This is a genomic window from Halogeometricum sp. S3BR5-2 (assembly GCF_031624635.1).
GTDB classification, from domain to species: Archaea; Halobacteriota; Halobacteria; order Halobacteriales; family Haloferacaceae; genus Halogeometricum; species Halogeometricum luteum.
Genome location: NZ_JAMQOQ010000001.1, coordinates 1102197 through 1120415 on the forward strand (window position 1 = coordinate 1102197; position 18219 = coordinate 1120415).

At 67.5% G+C, this 18219-nt stretch carries 17 protein-coding genes and 1 pseudogene; 3 read left to right on the top strand and 15 right to left on the bottom strand.

The annotated features are described in order from the left end of the window. Nucleotides 1–67: 67 nt before the first annotated feature. The 10 genes from NDI79_RS05740 to NDI79_RS05785 all read right to left on the bottom strand — a co-directional run bounded on the left by NDI79_RS05740 (nucleotide 68) and on the right by NDI79_RS05785 (nucleotide 9356). Nucleotides 68–208 (bottom strand): hypothetical protein, encoded by a 141-nt coding sequence (locus NDI79_RS05740; protein ID WP_310927479.1) that lies wholly within the window; start codon nucleotides 206–208, stop codon nucleotides 68–70. Nucleotides 209–385: 177 nt separating this feature from the next. After that, nucleotides 386–520 (bottom strand): hypothetical protein, encoded by a 135-nt coding sequence (locus NDI79_RS05745; RefSeq protein WP_310927480.1) that lies wholly within the window; start codon nucleotides 518–520, stop codon nucleotides 386–388. Continuing rightward, nucleotides 517–1029 (bottom strand): DUF7261 family protein, encoded by a 513-nt coding sequence (locus tag NDI79_RS05750; RefSeq protein WP_310927481.1) that lies wholly within the window; start codon nucleotides 1027–1029, stop codon nucleotides 517–519. Before NDI79_RS05750 ends, NDI79_RS05745 begins: the two co-directional genes overlap by 4 nt. Further along, nucleotides 1026–1496, bottom strand: a complete 471-nt coding sequence (locus tag NDI79_RS05755; RefSeq protein WP_310927482.1) for a DUF7262 family protein — start codon at nucleotides 1494–1496, stop codon at nucleotides 1026–1028. Before NDI79_RS05755 ends, NDI79_RS05750 begins: the two co-directional genes overlap by 4 nt. Beyond that, nucleotides 1489–2178: a DUF7263 family protein gene (locus NDI79_RS05760; RefSeq protein WP_310927483.1), complete on the bottom strand. Its 690-nt coding sequence runs from the start codon at nucleotides 2176–2178 to the stop codon at nucleotides 1489–1491. The genes NDI79_RS05755 and NDI79_RS05760 overlap by 8 nt, the downstream gene beginning before the upstream one ends. After that, entirely contained in the window at nucleotides 2175–2711 is a 537-nt protein-coding gene (locus NDI79_RS05765; RefSeq protein ID WP_310927484.1) for a DUF7266 family protein, read from the bottom strand. The genes NDI79_RS05760 and NDI79_RS05765 overlap by 4 nt, the downstream gene beginning before the upstream one ends. After that, on the bottom strand, nucleotides 2708–3454 hold the full coding sequence (locus tag NDI79_RS05770; protein WP_310927485.1) for a DUF7289 family protein: 747 nt from the start codon (nucleotides 3452–3454) through the stop codon (nucleotides 2708–2710). The genes NDI79_RS05765 and NDI79_RS05770 overlap by 4 nt, the downstream gene beginning before the upstream one ends. Then, a complete protein-coding gene (locus NDI79_RS05775) occupies nucleotides 3451–5361 on the bottom strand; it encodes a type II secretion system F family protein (protein WP_425499571.1) in 1911 nt (636 codons plus the stop codon). Before NDI79_RS05775 ends, NDI79_RS05770 begins: the two co-directional genes overlap by 4 nt. After that, complete coding sequence (locus NDI79_RS05780; protein WP_310927486.1) at nucleotides 5358–7676, bottom strand: type II/IV secretion system ATPase subunit; 2319 nt, start codon at nucleotides 7674–7676, stop codon at nucleotides 5358–5360. Before NDI79_RS05780 ends, NDI79_RS05775 begins: the two co-directional genes overlap by 4 nt. Before the next feature lie 336 nt (nucleotides 7677–8012). Further along, complete coding sequence (locus NDI79_RS05785) at nucleotides 8013–9356, bottom strand: orc1/cdc6 family replication initiation protein (protein ID WP_310927487.1); 1344 nt, start codon at nucleotides 9354–9356, stop codon at nucleotides 8013–8015. 727 nt (nucleotides 9357–10083) lie between these two features. Here NDI79_RS05785 and NDI79_RS05790 point away from each other — a divergent pair. Continuing rightward, a complete protein-coding gene (locus tag NDI79_RS05790) occupies nucleotides 10084–11682 on the top strand; it encodes an FAD-binding domain-containing protein (RefSeq protein ID WP_310927488.1) in 1599 nt (532 codons plus the stop codon). 43 nt (nucleotides 11683–11725) lie between these two features. Here NDI79_RS05790 and NDI79_RS05795 read toward each other — a convergent pair whose 3' ends face one another. The 5 genes and pseudogenes from NDI79_RS05795 to NDI79_RS05815 form a co-directional block, all read right to left on the bottom strand. Continuing rightward, on the bottom strand, nucleotides 11726–12046 hold the full coding sequence (locus NDI79_RS05795) for a hypothetical protein (RefSeq protein ID WP_310927489.1): 321 nt from the start codon (nucleotides 12044–12046) through the stop codon (nucleotides 11726–11728). A gap of 45 nt (nucleotides 12047–12091) precedes the next feature. After that, complete coding sequence (locus NDI79_RS05800) at nucleotides 12092–12931, bottom strand: ion transporter (RefSeq protein WP_310927490.1); 840 nt, start codon at nucleotides 12929–12931, stop codon at nucleotides 12092–12094. Between the two features lie 170 nt (nucleotides 12932–13101). After that, the gene (locus NDI79_RS05805) at nucleotides 13102–14436 is read right to left on the bottom strand and encodes a metallophosphoesterase (protein ID WP_310927491.1); all 1335 of its coding nucleotides are present in this window, start codon (nucleotides 14434–14436) and stop codon (nucleotides 13102–13104) included. 26 nt (nucleotides 14437–14462) lie between these two features. Beyond that, nucleotides 14463–14960, bottom strand: a pseudogene (locus NDI79_RS05810) (DUF389 domain-containing protein); the annotation flags it as partial. A 258-nt stretch (nucleotides 14961–15218) separates the two neighbouring features. Continuing rightward, nucleotides 15219–15992, bottom strand: a complete 774-nt coding sequence (locus NDI79_RS05815; protein ID WP_310927492.1) for an IclR family transcriptional regulator — start codon at nucleotides 15990–15992, stop codon at nucleotides 15219–15221. A 321-nt stretch (nucleotides 15993–16313) separates the two neighbouring features. On the opposite strand from NDI79_RS05815, the gene NDI79_RS05820 reads away from it, so the two are divergent. Both NDI79_RS05820 and NDI79_RS05825 read left to right on the top strand, forming a co-directional pair. Continuing rightward, nucleotides 16314–17372 carry an amidohydrolase family protein gene (locus tag NDI79_RS05820; protein ID WP_310927493.1) on the top strand — a complete coding sequence of 353 codons (1059 nt, stop codon included), beginning with the start codon at nucleotides 16314–16316 and terminating at the stop codon, nucleotides 17370–17372. Next, entirely contained in the window at nucleotides 17372–18154 is a 783-nt protein-coding gene (locus NDI79_RS05825; RefSeq protein ID WP_310927494.1) for an iron-sulfur cluster assembly protein, read from the top strand. The genes NDI79_RS05820 and NDI79_RS05825 overlap by 1 nt, the downstream gene beginning before the upstream one ends. Nucleotides 18155–18219 lie beyond the last annotated feature (65 nt).

An 18219-nucleotide genomic window follows, 5' to 3' on the forward strand; every position in this document is an offset into this window, starting at 1 on the left:
ACTGATCTCGCTTGGCCAGCCGACGCGTCAAACCGCGTGGTGAACGCCGAGAGGACGTGAGCGACCGTCAGGCGTTGCCGTTGATGATTTCCGCGACGCGCCCGCGGTCGAACAATCGCTCTGCTTCGGGAATCTCCGGCAGCACGCGCTGTTCTTCGAACCCGGGCCACTCGCCGAACCGGTCGGGATACACCTGCTTGGCCGTCATCTCGAGTTGAAACAGGTTCAGCGTGATCCCCTGATCGAACGTCCCGCCGCGGTAGAACCGGTCGTTCTGAATTGCTGTCAGCTCTCGGCCGAGCGGGTCGTCCTCGAGCGCCTCCTTCGTCTCCGCTCGCGGTGACGAGTTCGTTGGTCGCCGGTCATGTCACAGACTCGACGACCGTCACTGCATCCCGACGAGGCGCTCTAGGATATCGGTCGCGGGCAGGTCGCGTCGGTCGAGGAGGGACTGTCGCTCCAACAGCGCGCGGTTGAGTGTCCGACGGTCGAGCACGTCGGCGGTCATCGGTGGGGTCACACCGCGCGCACGACCACCGTCGCGTTCGTTTGTTCCGCCGCGGAGACGACTGAGAGGTCGAACGCCGCGGCGACGACGGCGGTGTCGTTCCCTCGCTGTTGGACGACGACGCCGCCGTCGGCGCGACACGGTCCGAACGCGCGTCCCCGACCGCCGGGGCAGTGCTCGGCGGCCCACGCCTCGGCCTCGGTGACATTGTGCGAGACGAGGAGCGACCGGCCGCCCGCGGTGGCGGCGCGTTCCACCCGACCGATATCGTCCGCGAGTTCGGCTCGTACCTCGTCGACCGCTGCGGTCCGGTTTCGCCACCCGTACTCGCCGTCAATGCCGGTTGCCGCGCCGGTGAACGCCGCCGAGAGCGCGCGTCTGACGCCGTCGACGTCGGCGGCCGGTCTCGCCCCGTCTCCGGGCGCGTACGACAGTTGCGCGTACGCGAACGCCATCGGCACGAGGGCGACGGCGACGACGACGGCCGCGAGGAGGACGACTTGCCCCCGGTCGTGGCTCACACGTACCACACCCACAGCGTCGCCGTACAGCCGTCGGTCGTCACCGAGGCCCGACCGGTCGGGACGCCGGTCGGACGCGGCAACCCCACATGTCCGTGCGGCGTCTCGAGGCGGTACGAGAGCGGGTTCGGGAGCATCGCGTCGAGCCGCGAGTCGAGGGCGTCCGCCTCGGCGTCGAACGACGACGGCGACTCGCAGGCGACGGCGAGACGGTTCGCGCCGTCCCCCGCGGGCGCCTCGGCGACGAGAATCGCCAGCGCGTCCGACGCGGTTCGGTCGAGCGCCCGTCGCTCGTCCGTCTCGACGGGAGCGAGCGCGAACCCCGCGACGACGGCGAGGAGGAACAGGAGTCCGACCGTCACCTCGACCATCGGCGTGGCGAGTTGCGCCCGGTCGGCGGACGACCGGCGGGTTCCGAACCGAGACCGGTTCCGATTTCGGCTCCGGTGCCGCGGGCGCTCAGTCACCGACGGTCACCGCCAGCGGTTCCACCGTCGCGTTCGTCGCGGTCCAGCGAACTGTCACGTCGCCCTCGGCGCCTCCGACGTCGCCTTCGAGTTCGAACGATACCGTCGGCGCGGCGGTCCGCGACACGCGGAACGCGTAGTCGCCGGAGAGTCCCTCCGGGTCGCGCAGGACGAGGCGGTCGTTCGCGCGGACCGCGGTGAGAGTCGTCCCGTTGCGCGCCGCGACGGATATTCGGACCGAGGGCGTGCGGTCCGGAGGCGACACGCGCCGCCGGGCGGAGAGGTTCACCGTCGCCGTCCGCGTCGCGGTTCGCTCGACGCGGACGAGACGGCGGACGCGAACTCCGCTCGGGTCGCCGCGTTCGACGAGTACCTCGTCTCCCAAGGCAACGCGGACGGGGCGCCCGCGGACCGACGGTGCGAGGCGGTCCGCGTCGGCGGCGGTCAGCGAGCGAATTCTCGTCGCCGACACGACGTTCGGCCGCCTCGCGTGCGGCGCGTCGGCGGCCACCAGTCGGTCCGAAAGCGCCTCCGCGGCGTGTCTCGCGTCGGGGTCGGTGTCGGCGCCCGCGAGTGCGACGTTCGCGAGGAGGACGCACCCGACCGTCGCCGTCGTCAGGAGGACGAGCGCGGCGGCGAGGCTCAGGAGGTTCGCCTGCGCCCGGTCGGCGCCGACGGTCACGGCCGCCCCCCGTCACCCGAATCGCCGTCCCCGTTCTCCAGCGACACGGTGACGCGCCCGGGCCCGCCACGAACGACGACCCACGAATCTCTCGCGCTCTCCCACGTCCCGGTCACGTCCGCTCCCCGCGTCGGAAGCGAGAGAGCGACTCGGCCGCCGACGCCGGCGTCGGGGTGGTCGAGCACCAACGCGGCCGCGCTCGTCTCCGGGTCCGAGACGGCGCGTATCCGATAGGGGTCGCCTCGGAGCGTCGCCGGGAGCGAGACGGCGATGCGGCGGTCGGTGCGCCTCGCGTGTTCGGGGACCGCGCGCTCGATTCGCTCCGCGGCCCCGACGAGGGCGCGGTCACCGACTTCGGCGGCCGCCGCCGTCCGGTAACCGGGGACGACGCCGCCGTAGAACGACGCGCTCAGGAGCGCGACGAACAGCACGACGATACCGAGTTCGAGCGACTTCCCGACGACCGGCGAGAGGCCGCGGTCGGTCCGGACGCCTCGGTCGAGTCGGCGGAGAGCCCCGCCGCGGCGTCTCACGCTCCCACCTCCATCCTGAGACGCAGGTCGTGGACGACGAGGTGGACGGTTCGCTCGCCGGGGAAGGCGGCGACGACGCTCGGAACGCCGTCACCGTCGAAATCGCGGCGCGACGTCGTCGCGCCCCGCTGTCGGAACCCACGCTCCCACGCGTCGGGTGCGGTCGTCTCGACGGCCACGCGGTACCGGTCCGCCGGCAGGACTCGCCGCTCGTGCGTCGGCGCGGTCCGGAGCGTCACCGGGAGCGCCGCGCCCCGCGCCGATACGGCGTCCGTTCCGGAGGCGTTCAGCGCGGGGACGCCGACGTACAGCGTCCCGTTCGCGGCCGCGACGCTCGGCGGCGCCGACATCGAACTCCCGCCGCTTCGACCGATGGGATCGGTCGTCACAGCCCCAGCGACGGCGCTGACGCGCCTGCCGCCGGACTCGTACACCACCGCGCCGGCGCTCACCGACCGGACGACGCCGGACCCGTTCAGGACGCGGACGGTTCTGTCGGCCGTCCGGAGCGTGCCGTCGGAGAGTCTCACCGTGGTCTCAGTCTCCCCGACGGTGCCGGCGTCGAGGGCGTCGTCGACGCCGTCGGCGACCCGGGCGGTCGCGGCCGCCGCCGCCCCCTCTTCGACGACCGCACCCGCCGCGGCGGTGAGGGCGCCGATACCGACGACGGTGATGGCGAGGAGGACGGCGACGCCGACGACGGCCGACTGCGCCCGGTCCGTGCTCTCCCGATCCGGCGTCATATCGACCCCACTCCCGCGAAGACGAGATAGCAGACGGCGACCAGCAGTCCGGAGTGCAGCAGCGCCTCGTACCGGCCCCTGCTGGCCGTGCCGGCGAACCACCCCGAGGCGAGCATCGTCGCCTGCGTCGTCACGTACAGTCGGTGGCGGTCCCGCGCGAGGTCGATGGCGTTCGGGTCGATAGCGACGCTGTCGAGGTTCGCCATCGACGACAACTGCGCGAACCCGTCGAACACGTGCGACCCCGTCGCCACCGTGATGCCGACGACCAGCAGGGCGGTCGTCCACCCGACGGCGACGTAGACGACCATTCCCGAGCGAAGGGCCTTCCGTGCGTGGTAGAGTCTCCCAATCTCGGACTGTAGCATCTCGAACACCGTTCCCGTGTCGCTGCCGGCGTCGAGGGCGCCGATGACGAGTCCGATTGTCTGTTCGGCCATCGGCGTCCCGACGCGTTCGACGAAGCGGTCGAGGGCGGCCGTGCGGAGGTCCTCGTCGGTCCCCGCGTTCGGGGAGGTGAGACTGAGGTTGAGCGCGAGGTCGGCCACGTCGGCCGAGAGCGGTCCCAGGTCGACGTTTCCGGCGACGTGTTCGACCGCCTCCGGGAACGGGCGTCCGAGGCTGACGTGCCCGGAGATGGCGTGGACGAAGTCCTTTAATTCTCTATCTTTCGCGTCGTCGACGCGCGCCCGGCGGACGGCGACGGCGCCGACCGAGACGGCGTAGACGACGTACCCCGCGAGGACGACGCCGACGGCGTCCGCGCCGACGACGGCCGCGAGGAGGCCGGCGGCGACGCCGAACGGGACGAAGGCGAGCGTCGCACTCGCCGGGTTGGTCGTCGCCGTCGAGAGCATCCCGAGCGTCGTCGCCGGGCGGGCGTAGCCGACTCGCTGGTCGGGCGGCCGAATCGTGGCGACGAGCACGGATGCCCCCAGACCGACGACAAGGATGAACGCGCCGTTGCCGTAGACGACGAGGCCGCGGAGCGTCGTCGTCCCCGCCGGCGTCGTCACCGTCGCGGACAGGCCGGGCGTGATGACGCTCATGACGGTCAGCGTGATGACGAACAGGGCGGGGAGGACGAGGAGGACGATGAATATCTCCGCGAGGAGTTCGAGAAAGCCCTCCGCCTGCCGCCGCGCGCGGTCCTCCCGGTGGCCGAGCATCCGACTCTCCATGCGGAGGTAGTTCCGGAGGGCGTCCGAACCCTGGTCGGCGTGCTCGCCGAACTTCAGCAGGAAGGGGGCGAGCGTGTTCTGCGCCGGGGTGTCGCGGGCGACGCGCCGGAGGCCGGCGTTGACGTTGCCGGTCATCGCGGCGGTGTTCAGCGCCTTTCGACAGGAGACGGCCGTCTCGCCGTACGCCCGCGTGTCGGCGACGCGGCGGAGCATCGCTCGCCGGCCGTCGCTCCCGGAGGCGAGGACGTGCAGGTAGCGGACGGCGCCGGGGAGCGTCCGGTCGATGTTCGACCGGCGCGCCGCGGCGGCCCACCGGAGGTACCGGCCGCCGAGAGCGACGACGGCGCGCTTAGCGACGAGACCGACCGCACAGGCGGCGATAACGCCGATTACGACCGGCGGCAGTCGGGGGACCGGGGTCCGTCCGACCAGCGGAACGACCGCTTCCGCGAACGCGACCCACCCGTCGAGCGTCCGCCGCGGGAGGGCGAGGACGACGAGGGGGAACGGGACGGCGACGGCGAGCATCGCCAGCCACGACGCGCCGTACACCCGCGCGAGGAACAGGTCGAACCCGACGCGCAGGTCGGTCCCGCGGTAGTCGCGGCGGTGACGCTCGTGCCGAGGAGCGTCGGCGTGGCGGGCGAACAGGGCGTACAGAGTGCGGTCGAGAACCGACAGCGAGTCGTCGCGCGCGGCGGTCGACGGGGCGGCCGTCTCGGTCACCGGTGCGCTCCCGACGCTCCGGCCTCAGCCGCCTCGTTGGCCTCGCTCGACCCGGTCCCCTCGTCCTTTCTCTCCTCTCCGCCCTCGGCCATCCTTCGGCGGACGCGTTCGACCGTCGCCGCCTCGTCGGTCCGGAGGTCGGAGAGGAAGCCGAACACCCGGTCGAAGTCGGAGACGTTCTCGCGGACGAGGTACTCGACGTACCCCCGCTTCCGCAGGAACTCGGCCTCGACCGCTTCGACCTCCCGGTCGGTCGCGGCGGCGACGCGGTGGAACACGCGGTGCGAGAGGCGGCGGTGCTCGTCGCCGAGTCGCGGGTGGTCGTGCGCGACGGCGAACGACCCGTCGGTCTCCCGCCACAGGACGGCGTTCCAGTAGAGCGTCTGGCCGCCCTTCTCGATGGACCCCTTTCGCGCCGTCGGCGGGAGCGCGTCGTACCCCGCCTCGTCGACGAGTTCGACGACTTCGGCGACGTAGCGCTTCCCGTCGACGCGGTGCGGGAACACCACGAGGTCCAATTCGCGCAGGAGGTAGACCGGGAGGCCCTGTTCGACGACGCGGTTGACAAGCGTCTCCACGTCCTCGGCGTGGGTCGTCCCGACGACGCCGTGACCGGTGTTCAGTACCTCGGCGAACGTCTCGAACGACGCGGGCGTGTTCACCTCGGCGATGACCTCCACGTCGGGGTTGAGGTAGTTGGCCTCGGTCATCAGGTCGGCCATCGAGACGCGCTTGAACTCCGACTCGTGTTCGCGCGTCGTCAGCGAGATGCCCGTCTCGTGCGGGAGGCGGACCTCCCGCGCCCCCTCGTCGATGCTCACCGGGCGATGGTCGTAGGGGATAAAGGGCATGTGCGCGTTCATGAGCGTCGTCTTCCCGACGCCCGTCGGCCCGGAGAACAGGACGACGCGGCGGTGTTCGTACAGCATCCACAGCAGGGCGACCAACTCGACGGGCAGGGCGTCGAGGCGGACCAGGTCCACCGGCGTCATCGGGTCGGCGGCCTGCTTGCGGATGGAGACGTGCGGGCCGTCCGCGGAGATGACCGGCAGGGCGACGGCGCAGCGAATCGTCTCTTCGACCCCCTCGGGTCGGAGGTTCACCTTCGCCGAGGGGCGAGACGCGTTCAACTCCACGCCGTCGGCGGCCGCCAATTGGGTGACGACGTTGACGAAACTCGTCTCGTCCTCGAAGGCGAGGTTCGTCGGGACGCGACCGCCGCCGATAGGGGTGCCGTCGACGACGCCGGCGCGCGGGATGACCTTCACGCGTTCGCCGACGCGGTTCGCCTCGACGTCTTCGAGGTCAGGGTCGCGGATGGGAATCGACAGGACGCCCTCTCCGACGTAGTCGCGGAGGACGTAGTAGACGAGGTCCTCCAACCGGTCCTCGGCGAACCGCCGGTCGACGGGCGGGAGGGCGAGTCCGTACTCCGAGAGCGCCGACCGGACCCGGTACTCGGTCGCCTCGACCCACGCGCGGGTGTTTCGCGCCGTCAGGCGCCGCGAGAGAAACTGACGGGCGCGTTCGCGGACGAACCCGCGTCGGTCCTCGACCACCTCGCCGGCGTTGGCCTCCCAGATCCGCTCCTTGCACTCGGCGATGAGTTCCTCGTCGCCGGGGAGGAGGTCGGGTTCGAGGACGGCGTACTTCGTCGTGAAGCGGTCGTCGCCGAGAAGGTGGTCGCGGTGCAGCACCACGTCGACGTCGAACCCGCAGAACGGGACGGTGTAGTGACGGAGTCGCTCGCCCGCTACCCGGTCCGCGAATTCGGCGTCCGTCCGGTAACTGGTCGTCGCGGGGGCGTAGTTCTCGGTGTGGACGACGAGCGTTCCGTCCGCGCCGTCCTGACTCACGTCGACAACCTCGATGCGGTCGTCCAGCGCCAACGGGGTCATCTCACCCAGGAGGCGCAACTCGCAGAGCGCGTAGTACTCGATGCGGCGCCGGGCGGCGGGCGACACGTCGAGCAGGCGGTCGAACACGCGCCGATACTTCGGAGGCACGCCGGCCTCGGCGCGTTCGGCGGTGCCCTCGCGGGTCAGCGGTCGGCGGCGGTTGACGACCGAGAAGTGGTCGTCGACGGTCCGCAAGGCGGACTCCTCGCGCGGACCCAAACCGGGTTCGGACACCTCGTATCGAAAGCCGACGCCGTCGCCGTCGCGCACGGTGACGACGACTTCCGGGACTACCTCGTACTGCGTTCGGACGTCCGGGGCGTACCACGCGTCCCCGTCGTTCGGGGGAAGGGGCGGCGGCACGTCTCCAGCCGCCACCTCGTTCGGACTCGCGTCGTTCTCCGCTGAACCGTTCATCGAACCTCCCCGACTCGGGCGGTACGCGTCATCGAAGTATCGTTGTCAGATTTCAGTATATATAATTTGATAATCGACTCCGAGAGATGGATCACCTCAGAAGTGCTCTTTAGAGGCCCTCTAAATGCCCGAAGAAGCAGAGAGGTGTGTTTTCTCACCCAGCAGAAAGCAGAGCGGCCCTCCGAACTGTAGATATCAATATCAATACTGATATCTACTGCGCCGTCGAAATCTCTCCGATGGACCCCATGTGCGAAGTGAATTTCGGGTCGCGATGCTCGGTGGGGACACCCCGTGTGCGAGATGATTTTCCGCGGGAGGACGCCCCGCTCTCGGCTACTCCTCTTCGAAGAAATCCGCGACCTGCGCGTCGACGACGGACCTGATGAGGTCCTCCTCGTGTTCGGCCGCTTCGAGCCGGATGTCGTCTTCGAGCGTCTCGGCGACGACGCTGGGGTCGTCGACGAACGTGTACTCCTTGTGGACGCCGCTGCCGTAGCCGCGGCCGCGCTTCTCCGAGACGACGAAGTTGTAGGTCTCCGCCTCGTTCATGTATCGGAGGTAGGAGTCGCGCGACTTCTCGTCGGTGTCCAGGAGGTCGGTGAGATACTGGTAGACGCGGTAGGCGACCGTGCTGGGGACGGCGTCCAGCGTGCGCTGTGCGTGAACGGGAACGACAGCGGTCGCGTACAGCGAGAGCTTCTTCTGGGCCGACAGTCCCTGCATCTGCGTCAGCGTCCGGTCGCGCTCGGCCTCCTTCTGCGCGTCGCGCACGTCCGCCTCGCAGATGGTCCCCGTCCCCTGCCGATCCGCGATTTCGCCGGCCTTCCGGAACAGGTCGATAGCCTTGCGGGCGTCGCCGTGGTCCTGCGCGGCGAACGCCGCGCTGAGCGGGATGATGCCGTCTTCGAGCACGCCCTCCTGATAGGCGTCGCGGCGCCGTTCGAGGATGGCCTGTAGCTGGTTCGCGTCGTAATCGGAGAAGACGACGTCCTGCGGGTTGAACGAACTCTCCGCCCGTCCGTCGAGGTCCTCCATGAACCGGGGGTCGTTCGTCAGCGCGGCGACCGAGACGTGCCCCTCGATGCGGCCCAACTGCGAGGCGCGCGATAGTTGGTACAGCAGTTTCGAGTGGGCCGGCTCGTCGTTCGGGTCGCGCTGGCGGCCCACCAGCAGGTCCACCTCGTCGAGGATGATGATGACCGAGTCGAAGTTGTTCGTGAGAATCTCGTAGAAGCGGGTGAGCTTCTGGTCCGTCGAGATGCCGCTCTCGGGGACCCCCACCTCGACGCCGGCCTCGGCGGCCGCGCTCTCGACGAGTCGGTACACCGCCCGGTCGTGCGACTTTATCGTCTGGCAGTTGACCTCGATGAACCCGAGACGGTCGCCCTGCGCGGTGGCGAGTTCGAGCACCTGCTGGCACACCGCGTTGATGATGAGCGACTTTCCGGTTCCCGAGGGTCCGTAGAGCAGCATGTTGGGCGGTCGGTTCCCCTGCAGGGCGGGTCGCAGATAGGTGATGATGTCGTCCAACTGTTCGTCGCGCCCGACGATTCGGTCCTCGTCGATGACGGTGTCGGGGTCGAGAAGGGCCTTCTCCCGGAAGACGGAGTTCTGAACGCCCTCTTGGAGGCGCCCCTTGATAGACTGGGAGAGAGACTGGTCGTCGCCGTCGGCCATGTTCCGAACTGCCGCGCCGCGCGTAAATATCCACGGAAACCGTGTGCGAGATTAAATACCGATGTATCGAGTTGCAGAGAACCTGTGTGGCCGAACTAGGAAAGGACCGATGCACCGCGGACGAAATCAATCGCCGCCTCCCTCCCCCCGTTTGCGAGATGATTTTCGGTACTCGACCGGGCCCGTCCGGTCCGAACGGTGAGACGATAGCACACACCGTGTGCGAGATGAAATCGCTCCCGATACTCGCTCGGCCGCAGCAACTCGGCGCCGGTCGTCACCCCCTCACCCCGTGTGCGAAGTGAATTGCCGAGAGTCAAGCGGGGGGCCGGTCCGCTTCGTCGTGCTTCGAGCGGCAAAGCGCGTAGTATCAGAAGAGATAGTACCAAACCGCTCGATTACAGCTACATTACGGGTTCTGTTATCAAAGCATATAGATAAAAGTGCCTATCTTCAACAACTCCCGTCGCGCGGTTTTGGCCCGTCCGACGTCGTCCTGTCGACTCGATTCTGACGATCAGGGCCGCCTGTACCCGCGGCTGTCTCCCCCGGCCCCTCCGTCCCCGATTTCATCTCGCACACGGGGTGGGGGAGGTGGGGGTTCAGTTCTCGACTGGGGTGGGCTCCAGACGTCGGACTCGAACTCGACCCGAGGACCGTACTCCGGTACGCCTCCCGAAACGCCCCCACCGAGCGCCTTATTCCAATCCGTCCCTTGACACTGGTGATGGCTCCATCCCCCCGCGAAGAGCCGACGCTGTCGCCCCCCGTTCCGCCGGAGTCCGACGACGCGTGCGTCCTCTGGCACCGGCGCAACCTCCGCCTCACGGACGACCGAGCGGTCGAGTACGCGACGGCGAACTACGACACCGTCTGTCCGTTATTCATTTTCGACCCGCGGTTCTACGGGGCGGACGGCCTCGCCTGCGACGCCCGGTTACGATTCCTCCACGAGTGTCTGGCCGACCTCGAAGACCAGTACACGAAGGAAGGAACGACCCTCGTCTACGCGCACGGGTCGCCGGTCGACGTCCTCGATTCGTTCCTCGACGCGGGGTGGGACGCCGTCGTCAATCGGGAGGCGACGGGGCGGTACGGGAAGGAGCGAGACGACGCGCTGGCCGCCCGCGACGGCGTGCGGTTCGTCGCCGACGACGGTATCCGGTACGGGCAGTCCGACCGGGAGGGGTGGGCCGAGCACGCGGAGTCGTACTTCGAGAGCGACCCCAATCGCCCACACGAGTCGGGGTTCGGGAGGCACGACCTCCCGTCGACAGTCGATATCGACGCCATCGAAGGCGAGTACGACGTTTCGCCGTCGAAGACGGACGTGCCGACGGGCGGCCGCACGGCGGCGCTCGCCCGTCTCGACAGATTCCTCGACGTCGTCCACGAGTACCAAGCGAACGTCAGCAGTCCGCTGGGAGCGGCGACGCGCGCCAGTCGGCTGTCGGCGCACCTCCGCTTCGGTGCCCTCTCGGTGCGCGAGGTGTACCAGGCGCTCGACGACGCCATCGACTCCAACGGCAAGGAGGCGTTCGTCTCCAGACTGTTCTGGAACCGCCACTACACGCAGAAGCTGGCCGACTGGTCGGGATGGATGGACACGGCGGTCAACCCGGTGCTCGAAGGCATCTACGCCGACAATGGTGACGAGGAGCTGATCCGCGCGTGGAAACGCGGGCGGACCGGCTTCCCGATGGTCGACGCGTCGATGCGCTGTCTCCGGGAAACCGGCTGGCTCAACTTCCGGATGCGGGCGATGTGCGCGTCGGTGTTCAGCTTCGTCCTCAAACAACCCTGGCAAGTCGGCGCCGATTACATGTACTATCACCTCATCGACGCCGACCCCGCCATCAACTACACGCAGTGGCAGAGCCAGAGCGGACTGAAGGGAATCGGTGCGATTCGCGTGTACAACCCCCGAAAGCAGGTCCGGGACAACGACCCCGAGGGCGACTTCGTCAAGCGCTGGGTGCCCGAACTCGACCCCGTCCCCGCGAAGTACCTGGACCGCCCGGAGCGGATGCCGCTGTCGCTGCAGGACGAACTCGGCGTCGACGTCGGCGAGGACTATCCGTATCCGGTGGTCGACTACGACCGCGAGCGACGGGCGGCGCTGGACACCTTCGCCGGCCTCCGTGCGGAGTCCGAGGCGGCGATGCGAGAACCCGACGTATTCCGTCGGGCGTCGTTGTCGCCGAAGAGTCGGAACATCGTCGAGCAGGCGACGACCCGATCGGACGGGGCGGGGACACAGTCCGCCGAGTCAGCGGGCTCCGACTCCGAGTCCGCGAACGAACAGGCGGGACTCGACCAGTTCTAACCGCGCGGCGGCCCTCCCGGACGCGCGATATACGGGAACGCACTCACGAATCCGCGTCGCTCCCGTCGTTCGGAAGGAGCGTCGAGACCAACAGCACGACGAGCACGAAGAGCGTAAGGAGCAACAGCGTCTCTCGCTGCGCCTGCACGACGGCGACGTCGAACACGCTCGTCAACAGCTCTCGCTGCGCGGGGGAGAGGGCGGCGAGGAACTCCCGCTGCGCCCCTCTCGTCGCCGTCTCCGCGGCTTCTTCGAGAGCCAGCGCGAGCGCTGCTCGGTCACCGGCCGGCACCGCCGCGTCCGTGGCGGTCAGTACGCCGTCGACGACGCCGCCGTAGAATCGCCGCAGCAAGTACGTGCCCACGATAGCGGTCCCGAACGGCGAGCATCAAGCCCCTACTCGGCGGGTTCAGCGACGCGGAGAACCGGTGTCCTCGCCGCCGAACGATTCGCCGCAGTGGGGGCACCGCCCGACCCTCGGTGCCTCTTCGGCCCGGGTCTCCTTCCGCGCCTGCTCCGCGAAGAATCCCGCCGCCAAGATACTCGACGGGAGCGCGAAGAAAGCGACACCGCCCAGCATCGTCGCGGCGCCGAGAAGCCGTCCGAGCGGCGTGACGGGGACGACGTCACCGTAGCCCACGGTGGTGAGCGTCACGATTCCCCACCACAGCGTCTTCGGAATCGACGAGAACGCCTCCGGCTGGACGCTCCCTTCGACGGAGTACATGAGCGTCGAGGAGACGAGGACCAGCATCCCGGCCCCGCTGAACGCGACGGCGAGGTCCGAACGCTGCGCGTCGAGTACCCGCTTGAACCGGCGTCGGGAGCGTCTGAACCACGAGAGGTTGAGCACGCGGACCAACCAGAGGACGCGAAACAGCCCCGACTCGAGCAGCGGTATCCCGAAGAGAAGGCCGGTCCAGAACGTCGCGAGAACGAAGAAGTCGACGACGGCGATCGGGTTGCGGACGAACGCGAACCGACCGCGCCGGTCGAGGCCGCCGGAAGCGGCGCCCGCGGCCCAGAGCCGAACGACGTACAGAGCGGTGAACAGCACCATCGACGCGACGAGCAAGGCCGTGAAGTAGACCGAATACCGTTCGTAGAGCGGCTCGACCGTCGAGAGAACGACGGCGACCACGTTCATCGACGCGACGGCGAACACGACCCAGCCGAATCGCTCCCCCCGCCGGTCCTCCGGATTCGGTTCCACCACCGCCCACACCTGCTCTCGGGACGTCTGCGCCATGTCGCAGTATCTCGGTCGAACTATATCTCGTTGCCTCTCGGCGGGACGGACTCTTCTCCGGTCCACCTCGATTCCGATTCGCTGGAAAACATACAATAATTTATATCCGTTCGTGGGTGCCGTCCACCTTCCGAATCGGTCGACCTCCGAATCGCATCGAGGCCGGTCCGTCACTCGTTCGTCGAGTCGGTGTCCATCGAGACGTCCGCTTCCGGTTCGCGTGCGGGCCGAACGACAGTGCGCGGCGGGATACCGTCTTCTCGCCTCGGCGTCCGGGTGAGGAGGCGCTGGAACCACGTCTCGTCGTTCGGCGGCGCCTTCTCGACGAGTTCGTAGTCGACGACGACACCCCCGTTCTCCGCCGCCGACAGGCGGAAATAGTTGAGTTGGTACCAGGAGTAAAACACGGGCGGGAGGACGCCGAACGCCGGGTCGATACGCCGTAGTCGCTTCAGCCATGTCCCGGTGTTGATGACGACTCTGTCCTCCACTTCCGTGACCGAGGGCCGGTGCGTGTGACCGTAGACGAACACGGCGACCGACGGGTCGGCCGCGAACACCTCTCTCGCTCCCGCGAGGTAGACGTCCACCGGCGGGTCTCGCTCGTCCGGTCGGTCGATACCGAACCGTCTGAGCGTCTTTCGAGCGTCCCTGACGAAGGCGTACAGCGGAATCGCGACGAGCAGCAACAACAGCGTGATAACGAGGTTCGCGGTCAACAGCAGGTCGACCAGCGCGCCGACCGGACCGAACAGTCCGAGCACCCGCTCGACGAACGCCATCGGGAGCGACCAGAGACCGGCCGCGTCGAGCGCGAACGCGAGGACGTAGAGGAAGCCGACGTTGAACAGCAGGAGAAACGGCGCGGAGACGTACCTGAGCCAGGGGCTCATTTCCCTGTAGAAGTAGTTGGACAGAATCCACGCGGGAATCTGCGTCATCGGCGTCACCGCTTGGATGTCTTTGAGCCAGTTGAACTTCCCGCGCGCGGAGAGGCGACCGGCGCGGCTCGTAATCTGTCTGTTGACGTAGTAGCCGGGTGGGTTCGCGTACGGGTTTCCGAAGTCCGGAATCCGGTTGTTCGGGTCCCGTTGCATCCCGTGTTCGATGTAGACGACGTGGTCCCCGACGGGTCGCGTGATCGATATCTCCTGTCGCAGCGTGACGTTGAACTCGGCCAAGCGGTCGACGTACTCGGGGTAGGCGGCGAGTTCGTAGTCGTGGTTTCCGGGAATGAGCGTGATGGGAATCCGACTGCCCGTGGCTCTGAACTGCTCGAACAGCTCCGGATACCGGTCGACGAGGGCGTCGAACTTGTCCAGTCCGTCGACCGCGGTGAACTCCCACAGGCCGAACGCGTCGCCGTTGATTATCAGTTCGGCGTCCTCGTCTGTCGTCTCGAGCGTCCGGAGGAACGACAGCAGTTCGTCCAAGAAATCGACGTGCTCCAGTTGCTCGTCGCCGCCGACGTGGAGGTCGCTGATCAGGTAGTACGCGTCGGTCATGCGCTCACTCCCCGCCCGGCGGGCGCAGCGACGCCGACGAGGGTCGACCCCGACCCTCGCATGATGCTGATCGCACCCGCGAGTCCCGAACCCAACGCGAGAAAGAGCGACAGGACGTTCGGACTGGTTCGCTCCGCGACCTGCGGAATCTCCTGGATGTCGAGCCCCGGCGGGATGAGAGTCGTCTGCTGAAGCACCGCTCCGAGCATCGCGGCCGTCGCGAGGGCGTGGTGTTCGCGGGAGATTCCGAGCCCGAGGGACCGCTCTTTCAGCGCGGAGAGATGCTGTGAGGCGACCGTTTCCGTCGGAAGAACGACGGTGTACGTGTCGTCTCGAATCCCCGCGTCGGTCAACGCTTCCATCACCGTCTCGACGCCGCTGGACGGGACCGGGAACTGCACCATCGCCTCGAAATCTCCGCGACCGACCTCCTCGAAGACGGCGTAGTCGACGCCCTGTCCGTCGAGCGAGTCGAGAACCTCCGCTCGCCTCCCCACGGGTATCAGCACCTCAACGAGTCGCATACGCGCTACGACGCGTCGAGAGAACAAAAGCTATGAGTGCTCTGAAAGGCGCACCTCGGCCGACGAGACCCGGATTCGGAGTGCGCGCGTTCGCGCCGCGCCGACCCTTGCGTCCCGGAGAAAGACGGGGGTATGCGCTCGTATCTTTATCAGAGAACCGAATCCACCACCCAACTGCCGTTCTCATCCTTGTGTTCACAACAGAAGAGCGACAGTACCGTACCGGTCCAAAACGCGTTCGCGTTCGTCGAACGGCGCTCAGTAGTCCTGTATCTCCAGTTCGATGATGTTCGCGGCGTCCGACACCGCCCGCGGGAGTTCCTCCTCGAAGTACTCGTCCTGTGCCCGACTCGCGGGGACGGCGACGCTGATGGCCCCCCGGACCGACACGTCGTCCGACTGGGCCTCCCGGATGGGGGCGGCGACGCAGCAGAGGCCGTTCAGTTGCTCCTCGTAGTCGAAGGCGACGCCCTCGGTGCGCGCCGTCTCCAGTTCGGCATCCAGTCGCTCCCGGTCGGTGACGGTCTGTCCCGTCGTGGCCGGCAGTCCGTGTCGCGCGACGATTTCGTCGACGCGTTCGGCGGACACCTGCGAGAGGAACGCCTTCCCCAGGGCGTTGTCGTGCAGTCGTTTCCGGTTCCCCGCGGTGTCGAAGTTGACGGCGTCCTCGCCTCGGTTGTCGTAGATGTAGTAGCCGTAGCCGTGCTCTTCGACCATCAGGATGCAGAGTTCGCCCGTCTCGCGGGCGAGTTCGTCCACCTTCGCTTTCCCGGCCTGATACGTGCTCATCTGTGCGACGACGTCGTGACCCATGGTCAACAAGTTCAGACTCACCCTGTAACCGTCGCGTTCGCGGACGACGAACTCGGCGTCTTCCAGCGTCTTCAGATGGTAGTGCGTGGTACTCTTGGCGATGCCCAGTCGCTCGGCCACCGCCGTCGCCGTCGTTCGCTCCCGCCCGGCGAGAAAGTCGAGAATCTCCAGCGTCCGTTCGGAGGCTTCGATGCGCTTCGTCCCCGTTTCGCTTGTCATGGTCGGGGTTTCGGACCGAACGATAATCAATTTTCACCACAGTCGAATCGCGTTCCGCGTGCCCATCCGGCCGTCTCTCCGAGGAACCCTCATGCGTTACATACCTACGCGTGTAATTCATACTCGGCTTCGCGTTCAACCTTGTCGAACTCGCTCGCCGGTGTACGACCGGTGGCAGGTGCAGAGGTACTCCGAGCGGCGGCCGAGGAGGTTCGCGCACAGGCGTTCGACACGATTGAACCGCCCGTAGACTCGCGTTTCGCCCTCTGAGAGAATCTCACCAAAACAATTATGATAGTGTGTTCGTGAGTCCCATACGGGATGTACCAGCAAGACGGAGAGGAGATATTCGTCATCGACGGGCACGTCCACCTCTGGGACGCCCGCGAGGAGAACATCGTACACCAAGGCGGCGAGGAGTTCATCCAGTGCTTCTACGACTACCACACCGGGTTCACCCCCGACGAACGGGAGTGGGACCTCGACGAGTACCGCTATTACGGACCGGAGCGGATGACCGAGGACCTGTTCGGAAACGCGGCGGCCGACATGGCTGTCTTCCAACCCACGTACCTCACCGACTTCTACGACGAGGGGTTCAACACGATAGAGCAGAACGCCGAACTGGCCGAGGAGTACCCCGAACGGTTCGTCCTCAACGGGACGTTCGACCCCCGCGATGGCGAGGAGGGGTTGGAGTACCTCGAACAGCAGAAAGAGCAGTACGACATCGAGGGGGTCAAAGTGTATACCGCCGAGTGGCGCGGCGACTCGAAGGGATGGCGGCTCGACAGCGACGAGGCCTTCGAGTTCTTAGAGAAGTGCGCGGACCTCGGTATCGACAAGATTCACGCGCACAAGGGGCCGACCATCCGGCCGCTGAACCGCGACGCGTTCGACGTCGCGGACATCGACGACGCGGCGAGTTCGTTCCCCGACCTGGAGTTCGTCGTCGAACACGTCGGACTCCCCCGGTTGGACGACTTCTGTTGGATCGCCGCGCAGGAACCGAACGTCTACGGCGGCCTCGCCGTCGCGGCGCCGATGGCGCAGAACCGGCCCCGCAAGTTCGGCGAGATAATGGGCGAACTGCTGTACTGGTTGGGCGAGGACCGCATCATCTTCGGCTCGGACTACGCCCTCTGGAACCCGGATTGGTTGGTCGAGACGGTGATGAACGCCGAACTCACCGACGAGCAGAAAGACGAGTACGGCATCGAACTCTCGACCGACGTGATGAAGAAGATCATGGGCGAGAACGTCGCCGACCTGTACGACATCGACATCGAGGCGAAGAAAGAACAGTTCCGCGCCGACGACGTGACCGAGGAGTTCGGCCTCGGAGACCACTACGGCGCCCCCGACGCCACCGCAGACTGATGTCGAGCAGCACCCACAGCGACGACGGCCCGTCCGTCTCGGACGTGCGCGACCGACTGGACCGCGTCACCGACCCGGAACTCGACGAGTCCATCGTCGAACTCGGCTACCTCGACGACATCACCCTCCGGGGGTCGACCGTCGACGTGACGTTCTCGCTCCCGACGGCGTGGTGTTCGCCCGCGTTCGCGTGGATGATGGCGTCGGACGCCCGCGACGAGGTGGAGTCGCTCCCGTCGGTGGAGACGGCGACGGTGACGCTCCGAGACCACATGCACGAATCGGAGATAACCGAGGGCGTCAACGCGCGCGCCTCGTTCGGGTCGACGTTCCCGGACGCCGACGGCGACGTCGCCGGCATCCGCGCCTCTCTCGACGACAAGGCGCGCGTCGGCCGGCAGTTCGAGGCGATGAACGCCCTCCTCGACGCCGGCCTCGACGAGCGACAGATCGTCGCGCTCCGACGCGAGGACCTCTCGCTCGACGACGGCGCGGTGTTCGTCCGCGACGGCTCGGTCGGCGTCTCCGTCGAACGGGAACCGCTCGCGGAGTACGTCGAGAAGGTCGAAGCCACGGGACTGGTCGAGACGGGCGAAGACGTGCTGTTCCGGACGCCCGACGGGGACCCCATCTCCCCCGACCGATTCGACCTCGTCCACAAGCGGAGCCGACTCGCGAACGTCAACATGACCGGACAGGGAAACATCTGCGACGCGCTCAACGAAGCGCGGTTCGACCCCGACCGGCCCGAGACGTACGGCCCGCACGCCGAGGAGTCGTGAGCGGCGAGCACGCTCCGTCTCACTCGCTGTTCCTTCCGTCGGCGTCGACGTCGAGCGGTGTCCGA

Bases quoted from the DNA above. Each gene is read 5' to 3' on its own strand.
- NDI79_RS05740 (WP_310927479.1), bottom strand. From the start codon at position 208: ATGACGGCCAAGCAGGTGTATCCCGACCGGTTCGGCGAGTGGCCCGGG.
- NDI79_RS05770 (WP_310927485.1), bottom strand. From the start codon at position 3,454: ATGACGCCGGATCGGGAGAGCACGGACCGGGCGCAGTCGGCCGTCGTC.
- NDI79_RS05780 (WP_310927486.1), bottom strand. From the start codon at position 7,676: ATGAACGGTTCAGCGGAGAACGACGCGAGTCCGAACGAGGTGGCGGCT.
- NDI79_RS05785 (WP_310927487.1), bottom strand. From the start codon at position 9,356: ATGGCCGACGGCGACGACCAGTCTCTCTCCCAGTCTATCAAGGGGCGC.
- NDI79_RS05790 (WP_310927488.1), top strand. From the start codon at position 10,084: ATGGCTCCATCCCCCCGCGAAGAGCCGACGCTGTCGCCCCCCGTTCCG.
- NDI79_RS05800 (WP_310927490.1), bottom strand. From the start codon at position 12,931: ATGGCGCAGACGTCCCGAGAGCAGGTGTGGGCGGTGGTGGAACCGAAT.
- NDI79_RS05805 (WP_310927491.1), bottom strand. From the start codon at position 14,436: ATGACCGACGCGTACTACCTGATCAGCGACCTCCACGTCGGCGGCGAC.
- NDI79_RS05815 (WP_310927492.1), bottom strand. From the start codon at position 15,992: ATGACAAGCGAAACGGGGACGAAGCGCATCGAAGCCTCCGAACGGACG.
- NDI79_RS05820 (WP_310927493.1), top strand. From the start codon at position 16,314: ATGTACCAGCAAGACGGAGAGGAGATATTCGTCATCGACGGGCACGTC.
- NDI79_RS05825 (WP_310927494.1), top strand. From the start codon at position 17,372: ATGTCGAGCAGCACCCACAGCGACGACGGCCCGTCCGTCTCGGACGTG.